Origin of the sequence: Crenobacter oryzisoli (assembly GCF_030385785.1) — a bacterium.
Taxonomy (GTDB): domain Bacteria; phylum Pseudomonadota; class Gammaproteobacteria; order Burkholderiales; family Chromobacteriaceae; genus Crenobacter_A; species Crenobacter_A oryzisoli.
Genome location: NZ_JAUEDK010000024.1, coordinates 59,064 through 76,342 on the forward strand (window position 1 = coordinate 59,064; position 17,279 = coordinate 76,342).

Here is a 17,279-nt window from a genome sequence, read left to right on the forward strand (position 1 = left end):
GAACCGATCCGATGCGTAAACTGTTCATCCAGTTCTACCTGCTGCTGGTCACCTGCTTCATTGTCGCGGTGATCATGGTAGGTGCCGTCTACAAGCAGGCGGTCGACAAGGTCGGCGAACGCTACCTGTCCGACCTGCTGCGCACCTCGCTGTCGCTGATCGAGGCCGAGCTGAAGGGGGTGCCGCCGCAAATGTGGGGCGAAATGCTCGCCCGCGCCGACAACGATCTGTCCTTCCACATCAAGGTCGAGCCGCTATCGCAGTACAGCCTGGACGACGAGTCGTACCAGGCACTCGCTAATGGCGACATCGTGATGATCGAGGACAGTTACCTGTTCCTTCAGCGCATCTCGAACAGCGACTACGTGTTGGTCGCCGGCCCGCTGCGCTACCTGTTCTTCCTGCACCAGCTCAAGTGGTTCGACTACGCGCTGCTGGCCTTCGTCGGCCTGTCACTGGCACTGCCGGTATTCCTGTGGATGCGGCCGCACTGGCGCGACCTGACGGCACTGGAACGCGCCGCCACCCGGCTCGGCGCCGGCCAGTTCGACACCCGTGTCAACCTGTCGGAACGCTCCGGCGTTGCTCGTCTGGGATTGGCGTTCAACCGCATGATCGACAGCATCAACGAGTTGTTGGCGAGCAAGAAGTCGCTGACCAATGCGGTGGCACACGAGCTGCGCACTCCGCTAGCGCGGCTGCGCTACCGGCTGGCGCTGCTGGAAAACGCCGATACCGCGGCGATGGAGCGCGACCTGAACGCGATCGACTCACTGATCGAGGAGTTGCTGCTGCATGCCCGGCTCGACCGCCCTGAGATGACACTGGCGCTCACCCAGCTCGATGCGGTGCCGTGGGCGCGCACCCGGCTCGCGGACATCAGCGCGATCGAACCGGAACTCCACTGGGTGCTCGCCACCGATGCCAGCACCCCATTGGCCATCCAGGCCGACAAGCACCTGCTTAGCCGTGCGCTCGACAACCTGTTGACCAATGCGCGCCGCTACGCGCGCAGCACGGTGCAGGTGAAGCTGGTCGAAGATCGGGACGGTTGGGCCCTCAGCGTCGAGGACGACGGCCCCGGCATCCCAGCGGAGGACTGCGACCGGGTATTTGAGCCTTTCGTGCGACTCGACGAGAGCCGCGCGCGCCATACCGGCGGCCACGGGCTGGGCCTGGCCATTGTCGCCGGCATTGCCCGGGCCCACCACGGCAGCATCAGCGTCGACAACGACGGCCCGCTCGGCGGCGCACGCTTCACGCTACGCTGGCCAAAACCCGTTGTCGTACATTCAGTTACATCGGGAAACATACCGGCAACAGACGATCGTTAAAGGGCAACCGTAGACTTCGCCCCCATGGAAAGCCGGCCTAAGCTCAGGAACCGGTACCCAACTTAGAATACGATCTCTGGAGTTAAGCATGAAAAAGCTGTCCGTTCTCGCCCTGGCTGCGGCCCTTGGCCTGGCTTCCACCGCTGGTTTCGCTGCTGAAAAAGCCGCTGCTCCGGTTGTAAAGACCACCGCTAAGAAGACCACCAAGAAAGCTGCCTCGGCTCCGGCTCAGAAAGCTCAAGCTGCCAAGAAAGTGGTGAAGAAAGCCGCTTCCGCTCCGGCCGCTCAAAAAGCCCAAGCTACCAAGAAAGTAGTGAAGAAAGCCGCTTCCGCTCCGGCCGCTCAGAAAGCCCAAGCTGCTAAGAAAGTAGCTAAGAAAGCCGCTTCCGCTCCGGCCGCTCAGAAAGCCCAAGCTGCCAAGAAAGTAGCTAAGAAAGCCGCTTCCGCTCCGGCCGCTCAGAAAGCCCAAGCTGCCAAGAAAGTAGTGAAGAAAGCCGCTTCCGCTCCGGCCGCTCAGAAAGCCCAAGCTACCAAGAAAGTAGTGAAGAAAGCCGCTTCCGCTCCGGCCGCTCAGAAAGCCCAAGCTGCCAAGAAAGTAGCTAAGAAAGCTGCTTCCGCTCCGGCCGCTCAGAAAGCCCAAGCTACCAAGAAAGTAGCTAAGAAAGCCGCTTCCGCTCCGGCCGCTCAGAAAGCCCAAGCTGCTAAGAAAGTAGCTAAGAAAGCTGCTTCCGCTCCGGCCGCTCAGAAAGCCCAAGCTGCTAAGAAAGTGGTGAAGAAAGCCGCTTCCGCTCCGGCCGCTCAGAAAGCCCAAGCTGCAAAGAAAACTGTGAAGAAGGCTGCTTCGGCTGCCAAGTAAGTCCCAGTGAGTTGTTGATGACGGTTCCGGGGTGCTCTGCACCCCGGTTTTTTATTTTAAACTCCGCATCATGCCTATCCGCTCCTTCGCCGCCCTGTCGGCCGCCGCCCTCATCGCCCTGTCATTCGCAGGCCCCGCCCACGCCATCAGCAAAGCCGAACGGCGCAAACTGTTCTTCGGCCACGACGATCGCCACACCCTCGTCCCCGATGCACTGCCTTGGCGCGCCATCGGCCAGATCGAAACCGCATCCGGCAGCATTTGCACCGCCACGCTGGTTGCCGACGACGTGGTGCTGACCGCCGGCCACTGCTTCAAGGACCCGGATACCGGTCGCTTTGACCCGGCGGTGACATTCTCCGCCGCGCTCAACGGCAAACACGCTGCGGCGCGCGTCGCCACCACCCGCGTTTTCGTCGACCGGCGCCTGTTTGCCGGCCTGACCATCGAAGGCGGCGGGCTGCTCGTTGACCCGCGCGTCGCCCGTTACGACTACGCTTTCGTGCGCCTGGCCGAGCCGATCGGCCGCACACTCGGCACGCTGCCATTGATCGGCGGCGACCGCGCCACGCTGAAGGCCAATCTCGACGACAGACGATGGCGAGTCACCCAGGCAGGCTATCCGATCGACGACCCCAGCCACCTGACCGTGCACGAACAGTGTCGCGCCACCAAGCTGCTCGCTGACGGCCGGCTCAGCCACCGCTGTGACACCCTGCCCGGCGACAGCGGCTCGCCTTTGCTACTGATCGATGGCAACGGCAAGGCAACGATCATCGCACTGCAAAGCTCCGCGCCCAGTGCCGCGGACCGCTACCGCGCCGACAATATGGCACTATCGGTACCGGTATTCCGCGCCGCACTCGATCGCTTCATCGCCAGTGGCGCCAGCCCCAAGCCCGCCGCCGCGTCTGCTGCCCAGTAATAAAAAAAAACCGCGCCGAAGCGTAATGCCGTTCACTTAAGCAAGTGAACGGCATTTTTCATGGTGCGAATCTTGCTCATACTCCGGCCAGGTTGACTCCCTCACGTTGGTCAATATGGTAAGCAAGGCTCATAAACACCCTGATTTCTCTGCGCTTTCTCAGCAAATTGACCCGGCATGGATCGCCCACGCGCTTGCAGTGACCGGCAAAGCCAGCGTGCGCCGGCGTAGATTGCCGGCCGAACAGGTCGTCTGGCTGGTCATTGCGTTGGCTATGTACCGGCATCAGCCCATCCCGGAGGTCGTCGCTCATCTCGATCTGGTGCTGCCTGACGAGGTCAATCCAGATATTGCCAAGAGCGCCTTGACCCAGGCGCGGCAGCGCCTCGGCGAGGAACCGTTGGCCCAACTCTTCGGGCTCAGCGCGCTGGCTTGGGATGAGCGGCATCAGCGGGGAAGGATTTGCGCTATGAGTGGAGCTGGCTGGCGATCAGCAGCCCCGGCACCTTGCCGGCGCGCTTGCTGCGTCTGCGGGAACGCCTCGGGGAGTTGCTGCTACCGAAACAACGGCGGGGGCGTGAATGCCCCCGCGTGGTGAAAAAGCTGCCGTCCCGTTACCCAATCAAACAGGTTCGATCTGCTAAGTGAACGGCATTAGCGCCGAAGCGCGGTTTTTTTATGTAAGACCACTGACTCAGCCGGCCAGCGCCACCTTCTGCAATTCGACCAGCTCGGCGATCCCTTGCTCGGCCAGGCCTAGCAGCGCGTCCATCTCGGCGCGACTGAACGGCACCCCTTCGGCAGTACCCTGCACCTCGACGAAGCGACCGCTACCGGTCATCACCACGTTCATGTCGGTATCACAGGCCGAATCCTCCGGGTAGTCGAGATCGAGCACCGGCTCCCCCTCGACTATGCCGACCGACACCGCCGCCACATGGTCGAACAGCGGGTTTTCGGCCAGCTTGCCCGCCTGGATCAGCCCGTTCACTGCGTCGGCCAGCGCCACATAGGCGCCGGTGATGCTGGCGGTGCGCGTCCCCCCATCAGCCTGGATCACATCGCAGTCGATCACGATCTGACGCTCGCCAAGCTTCACTAGGTCCACCACCGCGCGCAGGCTACGCCCGATCAGCCGCTGGATTTCCTGGGTGCGGCCGCTCTGCTTGCCGCTAGCCGCCTCACGCCGCATCCGGCTACCGGTCGAACGCGGCAGCATGCCATATTCGGCGGTTACCCAGCCCTGCCCCTTGCCCTTCAAAAAGCCCGGCACCGTCTCTTCGACGCTGGCGGTGCAGATCACCTTGGTATCGCCGAACTCGACCAGCACCGAACCCTCGGCATGACGAGTGTAGTGACGGGTCAGACGCACAGGGCGCAATTGACGGGGGCTACGTTGGGATGGGCGCATGATGGCGGTTCCAAATGAAAACGGTCGATTGTAACGCGGCAAGACACTCGCGACGACGGTAACCGAGCGCCTGAGCGGTCAGCCGGAAGCAGTTAGTGTATAGTGCCTTTATCCCTGAATGGAGTGTAGACCTCGATTCAGGCGGCCCAACCACAGCTTCAACCTTACTGGGAACCCCGCCATGATCCTCAGCATGACCGGCTTCGCCTCCACCACTCGCGAATTTCCGGGTGGAATGCTCAGCCTCGAGCTGCGCGCCGTCAACCACCGCTACCTCGACGTGCAGATGCGTCTGCCCGAAGAACTGCGCATCATCGAACCGGCACTGCGCGAACTGATCGCAAGCCGCGTATCGCGTGGCAAGCTCGAATGCCGTGTCGGCTTGAACCAGACCGACAGCGCCAGCCCGACGCTGGAGCTCAATACCGACTACCTCGACAAGCTGATCCAGCTGGCCGGCGAAGTGCGCGCCCGCGCGCCGGACGTGAAAGAGCTGTCGGTCGCCGAGCTGCTGCGCTGGCCCGGCGTGCTGCGCTCCAACGAGCTGCCGCCGGAGACGCTGCAGCAACTGACGCTCGAAGGTCTCGCCAAAGTGCTGGATGACTTCGCCGCCACCCGCGCCCGTGAAGGCGAAAAGCTCAAGGCAGTACTGCTCGAACGCATCGCCGGTATGGAGTCGATCATCAGCAGCATCAAGCCGAAGCTGCCGCAGATTCTCGACGCCTATATGGCACGACTGTCCGCTCGCCTGCGCGACGCCGTCGAGAACGTCGATGACGACCGCCTGAAGCAGGAGTTTGCGCTGTTCGCACAGAAGATCGACGTCGACGAAGAACTGGCGCGCCTCACCACCCACCTGTCCGAAGTGCGCCGCATCCTCTCTAAGGGAGGCCAGGCCGGCAAGCGGCTCGACTTCCTGATGCAGGAACTGAACCGCGAAGCGAACACGCTCGGCTCCAAATCGGTGTCGACCGAAACGACCCAGGCCTCGGTCGAGCTGAAGGTATTGATCGAGCAGATGCGCGAGCAGATCCAGAACATCGAGTAAACTTTCACGGCGTTTCATGCCGTGTCAGCGACACCAGCAAAGCCCCGCCAGTCGGGGCTTTATTCATTCATGGTGTGTCACACCGTCTCAACAAAGCGCATAATTAGCGTGTACCCAAACGTGTACCCAACGCACTTTTTGCAGGTTGGTTTGGGTACACACCCCTATTCGCTGTTTGCGTTTTTCGACCTTCAAGGCTGGCGCGGGCTAGGGGCATCTACTCGCTATTTAGGAGGCGCAGCATGGGCAAGCTAACCGACATGCAGATCCGGGCATGGATCAAGGCAGGGGAGCGCTTTGAGGGAAGAGCGGATGGCGACGGCCTGTGGCTGCGATTTCGAGAGGCGGACACGGTGCCGGTATGGCGCTTTCGCTATCGCTTCGCCGGCAAGCAACGCACGATGCAAGTTGGCAGCTATGCCGAGTTGTCCCTTGCCAAGGCCCGTGAAGCTGCGAAAGAACTGACCGCTCGAGTCGCACTTGGTTATGACGTGGCTGCCGAGAAGCAAGAGCGCAAGGCCAAGGCCGTCGCCAAGATCGAGGCCGAGAAGGCCGCGCTACACGTGATCGACTTGGCGAACGAGTATTACGAGCGGATGATCCTGGGGCGCTGGAAGCACCCCGACATCGTGCGCCGCCGGATCGACAAGGACATTGGGCCGCACTTGGGCAAGATGAAGGTCGAGGACGTGAAGCCGCGCCACATCGACGACATGCTGCGCGACATCGTCAAGCGCGGAGCACCGACCATCGCCAACGACGTGCTGCGCTGGACCCGGCGCATGTTCGACTATGCGATCAAGCGGCACATGGTCGAGTACAACCCCGCCTCAGCCTTCGACCTGGGCGACGCGGGCGGCACAGAGAAGGCCCGCAAGCGTGCCCTGTCCCGTGAGGAGCTGGTGAAGCTGTTCGAGGCGATGAGGATGGCAAAGGGCTTCAGCGTCGAGAACGACCTGACCATCCGCCTACTGTTGCTGCTGTGCGTCCGCAAGATGGAGCTGTGCGCGGCACGCTGGGAGGAATTCGACTTGGACGAGGCCGTGTGGCACCTGCCCGGTGAGCGCACCAAGACCGGCGAGCCGATCGACATTCCCCTGCCCTCTCTCGCCGTGTGCTGGCTGCGCGAGCTGCGCCGACTGTCCGAGCCCAGCGCCTGGGTGCTGCCTGCTCGCAAGATGGAACACCGCATGGTGCCGCACATCCACGAGGGCACCATAGGCACCGCACTGGGCAAGGTGAAACACGAAATGCCGGGCGTGGAGAACTTCACCGTGCACGACCTGCGCCGCACCGCCCGCACCCAGTTGGCCGAACTAGGCATCGACCCGGTGGTGGCCGAGCGCTGTCTGAATCACAAGATCAAGGGCGTGGAAGGCATCTACAACCGCCACGACTACTTCACCGAACGTCGCGATGCGCTGAACCGCCTAGCGGCGCTGCTGGACGCGCTCGACAAGGGCGAGCCGTACAACGTCACACCGATTAGCAAGGGCCGGAAGAAAACGGCCTGACACCAGCTTTGCCGCGCCTAGATCGGCCAATCGAAAAGCGGGAAACCCTGCCCGCCTAGCGCGGCAATCCATTCACAGGGCTGCGCTATAGGGGGCGCGGATGGGCAATAACAATGATCTGCAAAGCGATAACAGTGATCTGCAAATTGAGTACGACCAGATATGTTATGAGCTAGCGCGCCTGCCTAATTTGGATTTGTACGGCTCAATGCCGACACATCCCGTGGATAGGCTAGCCATGCTGTGGGGGGGGCATTGACCCCGTACTACATAAAGACACGTTTCCTGAGCCGCCAGATGCTAGCCCTCAAATCAGACATGCCCATATTGCGCGGCTGGCTTTTGTGTCCGCCATTTCGTGCGGAGATTTATCGACACTGAAAGCGTGGGAGCTGCGGGAGGGCGAATGGAGCACAGTCCATCCCTATGAAGTCGAATATCCGAACCTGCCTGACGCCGACCTTCTCGACACCAAGAAAACCGCCCTAAAAACAGAACAAGTCGTTCAATGGGCGGCAAAGGTGAAGCTGCCGACCTACAAGCAAACGCTCCTTCGGAGAAAGCGGGAGATCGAGAGTGAAATCGGCACGCGGGCATTGCCGGCACCGGCAGTTGTCCGCGAACAGGAAAGGCAGCCCGTGGCTCTGCTGCCCGGTTACAGAACGCCAGCTATTGACCTGTTAGAAGTTCACGTCGAACAAAATCTAGCGGGAGTGCCTGACGACCAAATCCCAAGCAAGGAAGACCAAATGGAGTGGCTTACCGAGCAGGCAAAGCACCGGGGACTGTCTGGGAGAGAGGCCGCCGCTGTGTACGCAGTAGCGCGCCCGGAGATCGTCAAGGCTAGAGCTGCCAGCAAGGTCGTACACCCTAAAAGCAAGTAACGGCGCGACTTTCAGCCTGCCTGTACACCCTGCCGGCAATTCAGCCTGTACACCCCGGCAGAACAAAGCCGTACACCTGGTGTACAGCCTGAGCGCTTGCGTGTACGCCGGGGCATTGCGGTTTCATTGGTACGTAATCAACGACGTGTCACAGGAGACCGCGACATGGCAGCTCAAGCCAAAATCACCAAACTGGCACCGGCCAACGCTGACGCCAAAACCATCAAGCTCGCTCCGGCTCAAGCCGGCATTCTCGCCACCTACGGCGCACTACCTGCCACCGGCTTTGTGCGCTTGTCCGACCTGCGCCCGATCATCCCGTTTAGTGACTCGACGCTATGGCGACGTGTTCGCGCTGGCACCTTCCCTGCCCCTCTGAAGTTGTCCGAACGAGTGACCTGTTGGAAAGCCGAGTCCATTCGCCAATGGCTCGACGAACAAGGCCAAGCGGCATAAGGAGGCGGCGATGAAACGAAAAAACGCCCGCCCCGCCGAAGCAGTAGTGAGCGCCCACACCATCGCGAATCATAGCGCCAGCACCGACGCCATGCCGCTGGTCCGTCTGGCCGGGGGACAAGTCCGCACCGATTCGCTGACCATCGCCCGTGTGTTTGGCAAACGGCACGCCGACGTGTTGCGGCGCACGGATAAGATGCACCAAACGCCCACGCTGGCTGCGTTCACTGAACGCAATTTTGCGTCCAGTGAGTACACCGATGAGACGGGGCGAACCCTGCCGATGTATGTCATCACTCGCGACGGCTTCACCATGCTGGCGATGAGTTTTACCGGAGCCAAGGCCGATGCGTGGAAGGTGCGCTACATCGAGGCGTTCAACGCGCTGGAGGCAGAGCTGATCCGTCTGGCGAGCCAGAAGGGTGACTCCGCTTGGCAGACCGCCCGGCTCGACGGCAAGAGGGCCCGCAAGGACCTGACTGACGCCATCCGCGCCTTTGTCATCTACGCCGCCGCCCAAGGCAGTAACTCGCCCCAGCGCTATTACGAACTGCTGACCCAGATGGAGTACCGCGCCTTGTTCCATATGCCGCCCGGCAAGGTTCCCGAGGCTTTCCGCGACACGCTGACCGGGCTACAGCTCGCCCACCTCACCGCAGCCGAAACCGCCACCGTACGCGCACTGCAAGACGGCATGGCGGCCGGCGAGCCGTACAAGGCGGTGTTCCAACTGGCGAAAGATCGCTGCGAGCGCTTCGCGGCGCTGATCGGCAAGAGCGTGCCGGGCGTCGCCATGATCTCCGCCAATGACCAAGGGAGGCTGTCCGCATAATGACCCACCGCAAACAAAAACCGCTCACCTTGGACATGGCGAGCGGCGCAAGCCCCAAAACGGATTTGGACAACAGAGGACACAAACTGAGTATCGATGGCGGCTTTCCTGCTTGCCAGAGGAATCTCATCACCCCGATGAGAGGCAACAGCCTGTGGTTGAATGGCAAGAGGCAGGATGTGGGCAAAAAAAATGCTCCCCGGGTGAGGGGGAGCAACAGATCGATAGAACGTCATTGTTCAACAGACATACGCTACGAAGCCCAGTATGCACGTGTTACGCCTCGCGCCCAAGCAAATAGTGCTTTTACTCCAAGGCATCGCAAAGTTATCGGCATGAGTCTGCTGTCTATCCGCAATCCAACGAAATTCATTGTTTCGACTGCACCCCTAGTCAACCTTTGCCAATCAAAGGCTTGCTACATCGGAACGAGTCATGACATGCCAAGCGATGTTGACCCGATCGGCATGGGTCGGTATCGTCACGGCGTCGCAGTCAATCCTGCGACCGGGTTTAGCAGCCCGAAACAATCCCTGCGAATCAGCGCACATGCTGTATTCGCAGCCTTGGTGCGTCTTCAATGGGCGGCCTTGGTGGGGAGACCTTCGGGTCTGCCGGTAAGGGATTGCCGGTCTGCTAACCCTGCCTTGCGCCGCCCCTCCCGATTAGCAGCGGGAAGCGGCAATTTGAACGCTAATCCTGAAGGCACCATGTACACCATCATGCCCCGCGCCCTGTCGCGCCTGTTCCCTACCCGTCGTATCGCTTTCATCCTGTACCGCCGTCGCGCTATCAGTGGCCTGACGCTCGTTCGCCTGATCGGGGGTGCAGCATGAGCAAGAGCACAGGCTTCCCTGTCTTCCAATCTGGCATGGCGTTGCTGATCGAGAACGGCCACCTGTTGCAGCAGACCGGCTACAACCGCGAATTATTCTCTGTCGAGCGTGCCGGCAGCAGCCAGCAACTCCACTGGATTGAAAATGCGGCCGAACTGTCCATTTCCCGCCTGGCCGAAGGCACCAAAACCATTGGCATGCTGATCGCTGGCTATGACCGTACCATTGGGGCCGAGTCTGAAATTCTGTATGGCTTAGCCGGGCTGCTTCAAGAGATCGGCGACGGCGTAGCGGCGCTACAGAACGTCATGCAGGCTGCATCGGAAGGGAAAGCCACCTCGCGGGCCCGTGAGGATCGAGAGGCAACCCACGCGGCCACACATCAGGCTGACAAGCCGGCCGCCCGTAAGGAGGCCGCGCCATGCTGACAGCCAACACCCTGCACCTGGCCGAAAGTGACGGCGAGCTGGCAGCGCTGCGCGTGCTGTACGGCCTGCGCTGGCACCTGGACGCCCACGACACCAGCGAAGACGCGCAAGAGGCCGCTGCCGCCTTCTGCGAGGGCTTCGCCGACGTGTTCGCCCCGCTGTTGGCCGAGGCGATGGAAGACGCGAAGGAACACGGAGGCGACGCCGCAGGCATCCTGTTCGCACTGATCGCCGGGCATGCGGGCGACCTGATCCAGACGCTCGACCGCTAAGGACACCACACCATGACGAAATTTCCGGGAAGTCACACACCGGGGGGCAAGGTCCGTCCGCTCAACGCTGATGAAGTACGCCGCGCCGCATTTGGGCGCTGGTTTGATGTGCTGGTGGCGCTGGGCATTCCTGCCGACGTGCTCGCCAAGAAGCGCAACCAAGCATGTCCAGCGTGTGGTGGCCGAGATCGCTTTCAGTGGATCGACAAGGGGCAAGGCCGCTTTGTTTGCCGCTCGCTGGATAGCCTGGGCGGTGACGGCTTCGCGCTGGCCATGCACTGGCTCAATGCCGATTTTCCGACCGCACTGCGGTCGGTGGCGGGCGTGCTGGGGCTGTCCGGTGAGCCTGCTGGTGTGACGATGCCGCGCACACCGACACCACCGGCAGCACCAGCCAAGCGCGACAACAGCGCCACCGTTGCCCGACTGTGGAGCGAGGCACAACCGATCCAGGCCGGCGATCCGGTGACGCGTTACCTGGCGGGGCGTGGCCTAGACCTGACCATCTACCCCGCTGCGCTGCGCCACCACCCGGCCTTGCCGTACTGGTGCGAGGTGGACGGCAAACCGGTCTGCCTGGGGGAGCTTCCCCGCCATGCTTGCTGCTGTCACATCGCCGGCGGGCGAGCTGGTCGCGCTGCATCGCGTCTACCTGACACCGGACGGCCGCAAGGCCCACCCTGTCGACCCGGCGACTGGCGAGGCGCTGGATGCCAAGAAGCTGCTGACCGCCCGGGAGGGAGCGATGCGCGGCGCGGCCGTGCGGCTATACGAGCCGGAAGGTGGGATGCTGGCGCTGGCCGAGGGCATCGAAACTGCGATTGCCGTTCGCCTTGGTTCAGGTCTGCCGTGCTGGGCGATGGTATCGGCATGGGGGCTGGAGCACACCGCCCTGCCCGAGTCGGCGACTGATGTGCACATCATGGCCGACCACGACGTGAGCGGCACCGGCCAGAACGCTGCCAAGAAGCTGGCCAAGCGCCTGCTCGATGAAGCGTGGCGCGTCCGCATCCACACCCCCAGTGTGCCCGGCACCGACTGGCTCGACGTGTACCAGTCCCGCCAACAGGAGGCCGCCGCATGATGGCCACCGACCTGCATCACCTGATCCACGCCAAGGAGGCCGCCGCGTTGGACTTTGAAAAAACCGATGGGAACAACGGGGACAGCGGGAACAAATCTGCCGAAGCCAATAACGACGGGGCTTCCAGCGGTGCGTTTTGTTCCCATTTCCCGGAAATCGCCAACGGGAACAACGGGAACAAGAACGGGAACAGCGCGCTGCCGACCGGCTACGCGATGCTGCGCGGCGAAAAAGATCGCCCCGGCCTGTACTACCTGGAACCAGACAGCGACCGGCCGCCGCACTGGATTTGCTCGCCGCTGTACGTGCTCGCCATGACCCGCAATGACCACGGCAGCGAGTGGGGCCGGCTGCTGGAATGGCACGACGCCGAGGGCCGGCAACACCGCTGGGCGATGCCGCTGGAGATGACGCAGGGCGATGGCGTCGAGCTGTGCCGCGAACTGGTCCGCAACGGGCTGCTGATCGCACCGGGCGGAGCGGCACGCAACCGGCTGATCGGCTACCTGGTGACGGCCAAGCCCGGCCATCTGGTGCGTTGCACCGATAGGGTCGGCTGGCACGGCAACGCCTTCGCCCTGTGGGATGGCGTCATTGGCAGCAACGACGGCGAGGGGCTGCACCTGCAAAGCGAGCGCGACGAATCGCTCGGCATGAGTCAGGCCGGCACACTGGCCGGCTGGCGCGAGCTGGTGGCGGCGCTCGCTATCGGTAACTCGCGGCTGGTGTTCGCGATGTCGCTGGCCTTTGCCGCGCCGCTGGCACGCTTTGCCAACGAGAATGGCGGCTTCCACCTCATGGGCAGCAGCAGTGTTGGCAAGTCGACCGCGCTGTACTTGGCGGCATCGGTGTGGGGGCACCCGGACAGTTACCCGCACAAGTGGCGCACCACCAGCAACGGGCTGGAGGGCATCTGCCTGGGGCGCAATGATCTGCTGCTGATCCTGGACGAGCTGGCACAGGTCGATCCACGCGAAGCCGGCGAAAACGCCTACATGATCGCCAACGGCCAAGGCAAGGTCCGGGCAACCCGCAACGGGCTGGCGCGCTCACCGGCACGCTGGCGCACGCTGTTCCTGTCAGCCGGCGAAATCGGGCTGGCCGAGCACATGCGCCAAGCCGGCAAGCAGATCCGCGCCGGGCAAGAGATTCGCCTGGTCGAGATCGCCGCCGATGCTGGGCGTGGCATTGGGCTGTTCGACACGCTGCATGAGTTGGCTGGTGGCGATGTACTCGCCCAGCGCTTGGCCGACCTGACCCGGCAGCAACACGGCACCGCTGGTCGCGCCTTCCTCGCTGCGCTGACCGAGCCGGCCACCCTTGCCAGCCTGCCCGCCATTCTCAAGCAGGGCCGCGCCAGCTTCCTGGCCGAAGATGTGCCGGCCGGGGCCGATGGACAGGTCAAGCGCGTGGCGGGCCGCTTTGCGCTGGTCGGCTCGGCCGGCGAACTGGCGACGCACTTTGGCCTGACCGGTTGGCAGCCCGGTGAAGCAACGGCTGCCGCCGTGCGTCTGTTCGGGGAATGGCTGGCCGCCCGAGGCGGGGCCGGCAGTAGCGAGGTGCGCGAAGGGATCGCCGCGGTACGCGCCTTCCTGGAGGCGCACGGCGAAAGCCGCTTCACGCCCTGGGATGCGGCCGAACAGGACAACGCCAAGACCATCAACCGGGCCGGCTTCCGCCGCGCCGATGACGGCGGCACCTGGTTCTATGTGCTGCCCGAGGCATTCCGCCGCGAAGTGTGCCGGGGCTTCAACGCCGCACACGTCGCGGCAGCGATGGCCGAGCGCGGCTTGCTCAAGACAGACCGCGACCGCAACACCAGCAAGCAACGGATGCCGGGCTTGGGGGGCGGCCCGAAGCCGTGCTACCTGATCACGCCGGCCATCTGGAACGAAACCGAGGAGCCACGCCATGCATCTTGACCTGTCCGTGCTGCCTGTTCCCGTTGTTCCCATTCACGAAAATGTGGGAACGGGAACAAAAACCGCATCACAACCCATTGATTTTCAAGAACAAGGCAAGCTTGTTCCCGTTGTTCCCGTTGTTCCCATCGGTTTTGAAGCAAGTCACGCGCAAGGGCTACGCCCGGTGACCGACTACACCGCCCCCATCGTCACCGCCGCCGCACTGAGCTTGCCGCTGCCTGCTGGTGTGGAGCAGGAACGGCGACCGGAGCGAGCACGGCATGCCAACGAGAGCACGGTGCATGAGTGCATGACGTGCGAGCACTGGGGCGGCGTGGGCACGTTCCAGCAAGACGGCAGGACCGGCACGCAAGGGCTTTGCGCCGCTGGATTCAAGCCGTGGCGTAAGACGAACATCCCGAGCCTGCTCCAGTACTACCAGTGGCACTACATCGGCCAGTGCGCCGAGCTACAGCCGGGCGAGGAGGAACCAGACGCATGAGCAAAGCACGCAAGCAGGCCGCGCCGCCGGCACCCCAGCCCAAGGCAGACCTAATCATCGAGAAGGCACAGGGCGAGTCCGACGAGCTGGCCATGGCGAAAGCCGCCAGTAGTCCGATCATTCAGGCCGCCATGACCGCCCGGCAGTTGCATGGCGTCGGCGGGCTGCGCCTCGACCACGAGACGGTTTCTATCGGCGACCACGCCAAAGCCCTCAAGGAGCGCACCGACCAAGTACAGGCAGGCGATCTAGGCTATGCGGAAACCGTCCTCGCCGCCCAAGCGCAGACGCTCGATGCCCTGTTCAACCTGATGGCACAACGGGCCGTGCACAACGTCGGACACAGCCTGGAGGCGACCGAGCGTTACGCCCGGATGGCGATGAAGGCACAGAGCCAGTGCCGCGCTACCTTGGAAACGCTGGCCGAAGTGAAGCACCCGAGGGTGGCCGTGTTCGCCAATCAGGCCAATGTCACCAGCGGGCCGCAGCAGGTCAACAACGGCACGGCACCCCACGCGCACGGATCGACTGCGCCGCAAGCAAACAGGGCAAACGAACTATTGGAGCATCAGCATGGCGAATGGATGGACGCCCGAGCGCCGGGCCAAGCAGGCCGAGGCTATCAAGCGGTGGAAGCCGTGGGAGAAGAGCACCGGGCCAAGGACTGAGGAGGGCAAGGAGGCGAGTAGCCAGAACGCCTGGAAGCATGGTCTACGCTCTGCCGGCGAGATCGAGGACCGCAAGCGCTTCAACGATGTCATGCGCCGCACGCGTGAGCTGATGGAGCGCTGCCGCGAATCCATGAGGGAGGAGAGAGAGGCCGATCGCGAACGGAAGTGCATGATTGACAAGCTGTGACAGCCTAGCTGGCAAGAATGCACCGTGAGAGTTAAGACGTGCTTAAGGCAAGCCATGGACTATGACATGGGGAATCCTCCCCCAATAAGGACATAACCATGGTCTCAAGCATCGGTAACTCTATGTCTCATCAGTACTCCCAAGCCCTTAGTGGCGCTACTAGCCAAGTAGTGCAAAAGGCCGTGGATAGTGACGGCGACAATGATGGCAGCAAGGTTGGTGAAGTGGAAAACAAGCGTCGACCTGTGTCGGCGACCGTTGGAAACAACATCAACACGACAGCCTAAGCCCAGTAGTTAAAGTTCAAGCCCGCCCTAGTGGCGGGTTTTTCGTGACGCACAATGGCGACGTCAGCCCGTGCCGTGCTGCCCATACCCCAAACTGAGGTTTCCGAATCTATCTCGCGCCCCACGCACGCGAGATCGGGCCGATCTGGTTCGCACGGCACCGGTTCGCACGGCAAGGGCCTGCTTCCGACTGGTTACCAGTTACCAACCTAGACGACATCGGCAACGGGTTTTCGGAGTCCATAAAAAGGGCCGAGTTGATTCGCACGGGGTGTGTCCTTCCCTGCGCATGAGGAGGCACGCGCCCTAGCGGGGGGCGATTCCGGGTTACACCAGCCGGTTAACAGCCCGGTTAACACGGCAAGCGCCCATTTGCGAAAACTAACCCCACGAAGGCCACACGCTTACCTATAAGCAGATCATGCTGGGGAGCCAGGCACCAAGGTGGTGAGAGGCCGGTAACGGGCTGGGGAACAGACAAGTGACGGCGCGGGTGGTTGCATAAGGACATGGAAGAGCCCGAGAACCAAACGCCTCTGCCTTTTTCCTTTTCTACCGTCCAGCTGATACGTCTAGGCACTATCCACCAAGAGCTATACTTAATTTGTACCTTGGCTAGGTACTTCAGTTGCCTACTTTTATAGCGGGCAAGACAGCAGTAAGCCGTTCAGAGCAAGGGGCGCTACGGCGCTCTTTGTCATTCCCTATTCCCGGAGCCCAGAACTACTTAGCCCGCCCCCATTTTGCGTTCGTCATACATTCGTAACAACAAGTACGATTTAGCATCCTCCGAGATGACTTTCGCAGGGCTGAGTCTGAAATGCCCTGCACCAATTACCGAGCCCTGCGCTACTGCTCGGGGCTTTGTATTTGCCTTTGCCACCCGGAACCCCCTGCTCGGCGCGCTGGCTTGCTTGCTGGACGACAGGGAGGACCAGAGGATCGACTAGGGGGTCTAATCATGGTTATGAATGCCTATCTGGAGATCAGGATGATTAACGTCGGGGAGATTCCTGTTCGTGTGAAGAACATAGCTGCTTCGCTTGTCGCCGCGTGTGAGCATGGGGCAGGACAGCATGAGGTGGATGCATTTGTTAGGAGCGTGTTGATCGACCTCCCTGACTCGTCAGACCGAGAGCGTTTAGCGACGTACCTTCATCTGCTGTCTACTGACGCCAAGGTCGAACGTACCCAAGGAGCAAGAAACGCTCTACTGCACGCAAGAGAGCGCGTGATTTGCCCCGACTGACTACGCCGCCGCAAGGCGGTTTTTTCATGCTCAGAATTGCTCAGGTTGGATGCTGCATTTGCCAGTACGCTGACCTGAGAAAACCTGAAACGCGGCATGACGAAAAATGACGAAACCGACCCGCCCACGTGGTGGGCGCGTGGCGCACCGGCTGCGCGCCATGTTGAGGCGTACCCAAGGGGTGGGGGTGCAAATCTCTAGCGCGGCCGATGGCTCGAAACCGCGCATCCCCTCACGCGCAGAAAATTTCCCCCTTTGAGGATTTGTTAATCAAACAAGCTGGCGGTTACTAAGCTTTGCAAAAGTATTGTCACTGGCAGGCATATTGGCACTCAGGCTGGCGGAAGAACGATTTCACCAGCCCGGGTAGCTTTTGGATTCGACGCAAGGCGCCGATTGCTAGCCGCTTCATTTCCTCATGGTTTTGCACCAGACGCTTTGATACCTGGCGCTTCACGTGCGCCCAGACCTGCTCGTCCGGATTCAGTTGCGGCGAGTAAGGCGGCAAGTAGAACAGGTTGAGCTTGCCTTCCAAGCTCTCCACATAGTCCCTGACCAGCTTCGCCTTGTGGATCGGATGGCCATCGACGATCACAAAC

19 protein-coding genes and 1 pseudogene are annotated in these 17,279 nt (G+C 61.9%); 18 read left to right on the top strand and 2 right to left on the bottom strand.

What is annotated here, in order from left to right:
- Positions 1–11 precede the first annotated feature (11 nt).
- The 4 genes from rstB (at position 12) to QU481_RS23885 (ending at position 3,713) form a co-directional block, all read left to right on the top strand.
- Positions 12–1,334, top strand: coding sequence for a two-component system sensor histidine kinase RstB (gene rstB, locus QU481_RS13960; RefSeq protein WP_289830637.1), 1,323 nt, complete (start codon positions 12–14; stop codon positions 1,332–1,334).
- Between the two features lie 88 nt (positions 1,335–1,422).
- Positions 1,423–2,190 carry a hypothetical protein gene (locus QU481_RS13965; RefSeq protein ID WP_289830638.1) on the top strand — a complete coding sequence of 256 codons (768 nt, stop codon included), beginning with the start codon at positions 1,423–1,425 and terminating at the stop codon, positions 2,188–2,190.
- Between the two features lie 70 nt (positions 2,191–2,260).
- Positions 2,261–3,115 (top strand): trypsin-like serine peptidase, encoded by an 855-nt coding sequence (locus tag QU481_RS13970; RefSeq protein ID WP_289830639.1) that lies wholly within the window; start codon positions 2,261–2,263, stop codon positions 3,113–3,115.
- A 115-nt stretch (positions 3,116–3,230) separates the two neighbouring features.
- The gene (locus QU481_RS23885) at positions 3,231–3,713 is read left to right on the top strand and encodes a transposase domain-containing protein (protein ID WP_289830640.1); all 483 of its coding nucleotides are present in this window, start codon (positions 3,231–3,233) and stop codon (positions 3,711–3,713) included.
- Positions 3,714–3,809: 96 nt separating this feature from the next.
- On the opposite strand, the gene rph is transcribed toward QU481_RS23885, so the two are convergent.
- Positions 3,810–4,526, bottom strand: coding sequence for a ribonuclease PH (rph, locus tag QU481_RS13980; RefSeq protein ID WP_289830641.1), 717 nt, complete (start codon positions 4,524–4,526; stop codon positions 3,810–3,812).
- Between the two features lie 181 nt (positions 4,527–4,707).
- On the opposite strand from rph, the gene QU481_RS13985 reads away from it, so the two are divergent.
- The 14 genes and pseudogenes from QU481_RS13985 (at position 4,708) to QU481_RS14050 (ending at position 15,431) form a co-directional block, all read left to right on the top strand.
- A complete protein-coding gene (locus tag QU481_RS13985; RefSeq protein WP_289830642.1) occupies positions 4,708–5,574 on the top strand; it encodes a YicC/YloC family endoribonuclease in 867 nt (288 codons plus the stop codon).
- A gap of 242 nt (positions 5,575–5,816) precedes the next feature.
- Positions 5,817–7,088 carry a tyrosine-type recombinase/integrase gene (locus QU481_RS13990; RefSeq protein ID WP_289830643.1) on the top strand — a complete coding sequence of 424 codons (1,272 nt, stop codon included), beginning with the start codon at positions 5,817–5,819 and terminating at the stop codon, positions 7,086–7,088.
- A gap of 344 nt (positions 7,089–7,432) precedes the next feature.
- On the top strand, positions 7,433–7,972 hold the full coding sequence (locus QU481_RS13995; protein ID WP_289830644.1) for a hypothetical protein: 540 nt from the start codon (positions 7,433–7,435) through the stop codon (positions 7,970–7,972).
- Positions 7,973–8,137: 165 nt separating this feature from the next.
- A complete protein-coding gene (locus QU481_RS14000) occupies positions 8,138–8,428 on the top strand; it encodes a helix-turn-helix transcriptional regulator (RefSeq protein WP_289830645.1) in 291 nt (96 codons plus the stop codon).
- A 10-nt stretch (positions 8,429–8,438) separates the two neighbouring features.
- On the top strand, positions 8,439–9,260 hold the full coding sequence (locus QU481_RS14005; RefSeq protein WP_289830646.1) for a Rha family transcriptional regulator: 822 nt from the start codon (positions 8,439–8,441) through the stop codon (positions 9,258–9,260).
- On the top strand, positions 9,260–10,096 hold the full coding sequence (locus QU481_RS14010; RefSeq protein ID WP_289830647.1) for a hypothetical protein: 837 nt from the start codon (positions 9,260–9,262) through the stop codon (positions 10,094–10,096). Before QU481_RS14005 ends, QU481_RS14010 begins: the two co-directional genes overlap by 1 nt.
- Positions 10,093–10,524: a hypothetical protein gene (locus tag QU481_RS14015; protein WP_289830648.1), complete on the top strand. Its 432-nt coding sequence runs from the start codon at positions 10,093–10,095 to the stop codon at positions 10,522–10,524. Before QU481_RS14010 ends, QU481_RS14015 begins: the two co-directional genes overlap by 4 nt.
- Positions 10,518–10,796, top strand: coding sequence for a hypothetical protein (locus tag QU481_RS14020; protein ID WP_289830649.1), 279 nt, complete (start codon positions 10,518–10,520; stop codon positions 10,794–10,796). The genes QU481_RS14015 and QU481_RS14020 overlap by 7 nt, the downstream gene beginning before the upstream one ends.
- A gap of 12 nt (positions 10,797–10,808) precedes the next feature.
- Positions 10,809–11,291, top strand: a pseudogene (locus QU481_RS23990) (primase-helicase zinc-binding domain-containing protein); the annotation flags it as partial.
- Between the two features lie 100 nt (positions 11,292–11,391).
- Entirely contained in the window at positions 11,392–11,880 is a 489-nt protein-coding gene (locus QU481_RS14030) for a toprim domain-containing protein (RefSeq protein WP_289830650.1), read from the top strand.
- Positions 11,877–13,802: a DUF927 domain-containing protein gene (locus QU481_RS14035; protein WP_289830651.1), complete on the top strand. Its 1,926-nt coding sequence runs from the start codon at positions 11,877–11,879 to the stop codon at positions 13,800–13,802. The genes QU481_RS14030 and QU481_RS14035 overlap by 4 nt, the downstream gene beginning before the upstream one ends.
- Complete coding sequence (locus QU481_RS14040; RefSeq protein ID WP_289830652.1) at positions 13,792–14,286, top strand: hypothetical protein; 495 nt, start codon at positions 13,792–13,794, stop codon at positions 14,284–14,286. Before QU481_RS14035 ends, QU481_RS14040 begins: the two co-directional genes overlap by 11 nt.
- Positions 14,283–14,954, top strand: coding sequence for a hypothetical protein (locus tag QU481_RS14045; protein ID WP_289830653.1), 672 nt, complete (start codon positions 14,283–14,285; stop codon positions 14,952–14,954). The genes QU481_RS14040 and QU481_RS14045 overlap by 4 nt, the downstream gene beginning before the upstream one ends.
- Positions 14,955–15,242: 288 nt before the next feature.
- Positions 15,243–15,431, top strand: coding sequence for a hypothetical protein (locus tag QU481_RS14050; RefSeq protein ID WP_289830654.1), 189 nt, complete (start codon positions 15,243–15,245; stop codon positions 15,429–15,431).
- A gap of 1,559 nt (positions 15,432–16,990) precedes the next feature.
- Here QU481_RS14050 and QU481_RS14055 read toward each other — a convergent pair.
- On the bottom strand, positions 16,991–17,279 hold a 289-nt coding region (locus tag QU481_RS14055), incomplete at its 5' end, for a transposase (protein WP_289828758.1).